2 protein-coding genes are annotated in these 1432 nt (G+C 71.3%); both read left to right on the top strand.

All coding sequences use genetic code 11. From position 1 onward, the window contains the following. The first annotated feature begins 82 nt into the window (after positions 1 to 82). On the top strand, positions 83 to 616 hold the full coding sequence (locus tag ACZ4FV_RS52340) for a SigE family RNA polymerase sigma factor (protein ID WP_465328539.1): 534 nt from the start codon (positions 83 to 85) through the stop codon (positions 614 to 616). After that, positions 613 to 1338 (top strand): hypothetical protein, encoded by a 726-nt coding sequence (locus ACZ4FV_RS52335; RefSeq protein WP_465328537.1) that lies wholly within the window; start codon positions 613 to 615, stop codon positions 1336 to 1338. The genes ACZ4FV_RS52340 and ACZ4FV_RS52335 overlap by 4 nt, the downstream gene beginning before the upstream one ends. The last annotated feature ends 94 nt before the right edge of the window (positions 1339 to 1432 follow it).

The following is a 1432-nucleotide window of genomic DNA, read 5'->3' as shown; positions in this document are numbered from 1 at the left end:
GTGCGAGGCGAGCGCTCGCCTCGCACCACCGGCACGCCGTCCGATCTCCGGCGCGGCCGGGCCATCCAGTTGAGGGAATCGCTTGAACACCACGAAGGACGCGGAGTTCCGGGACTTCATGACCAGCCGCTGGTCGCACCTGCTGCGCACCGCGTTTCTCCTCACCGGCGGCCATCACCACGATGCGGAGGACCTCGCCCAGAGCACGTTGGCCAGGGTCTACGCGAAGTGGGAGCGTGTCCGGCGCACCGAGAACATGGACGGCTACGTCCGGCAGATCATGGTCAACGTGCACACCGATCGGCATCGGCGACACCGCGTCCGGGAGTGGATCACCGCCCGGGTACCGGACGTTGCCGCCTCGGACCGAACCGGCCGGCTCGCCGACCGCGACGTATTGCTGACGGCTCTCGCCCGCCTGCCCGCCCGACAACGCGCCGCGGTGGTGCTGAGCTATTTCGAGGACATGTCGCAGGCGGAGGTCGCCACGGCTCTCGGGGTCGGACTGGGCACCGCAAAAAGCCAGGTCTCCCGGGGACTGGCGAAGCTGCGCCAGGACGGCGCGTTGCACGGTCTCCGGAACACGGACGCGCTGACGAAGGAAGAAGCCCGGTGAACGAGGACCACGACGTACTGCGCGCGATGCTCGGCGAATCCGCCGCCCGGGCCCCGGTGGTCGTCGCACCGATCGAGGCGACGATGCGCCGCGGCCGAGCGCTGCGCACCCGGCGTCGGGCCGCCGGCCTGGCCGCGACGGTGGCCGCGCTCGGCGTGCTGGGCCTGGGCCTGGGCGGCGTGCTTGGCTCCTCGCCGTCCGCACACCGGTCGGCCGTCGCGCCGGAGCAGACCCGCCGACCGCTCCCGCCACCCACCGTGCAGCCATTCGTGCTGGCCGCCGACCAGCGCGTCGACACCGGCTTCCGGCACAGCATGTGGCTCACCGCGGATGGCTACCACTTCGTGTCGAACGCCGCGCTCACCGGCAGCCAGTACGGAGAGGCGGTCCTGGATCCGAGGTCGCACCCCGGTGACGTCGATCTGCGGGTCTTCCAAGGCCCCGACTCGACTCTGTACACCGGTGCCTATCGCGGCGCTGCCCCGGTGGGCCGAGTGTTCGTCACCGTGAACGGTCGGACCCTCGAAGCCCAAACCCTCACCCTCGCCGGAAAGCCCGGCTGGTTCGCCTACTACCTCGAAGTACCCACGGCCGAGACCCGCTTCCCGACGAGCGCACGCGAAACGCCCGACGGTGCCGACGTCTACACCGCCGACGTCTACACCGCCGACGGCACATTCCTCACCCACACGTCCTTGACCGACCCGACCGTCAACCTGTGACGGGACTGGGGGGGGGGGGGGGGGGGGGGGGGGGGGGGGAAGAGAGGGGGGAGGAGGGGGAGGGGGCGCGGGGCGACACAGGCGGTAGAGGTCG

The organism is Embleya sp. NPDC025285 (assembly GCF_055558835.1).
Note: the sequence above shows the minus strand (reverse complement) of the source record. Positions and strands in the feature narration are given on the sequence as shown.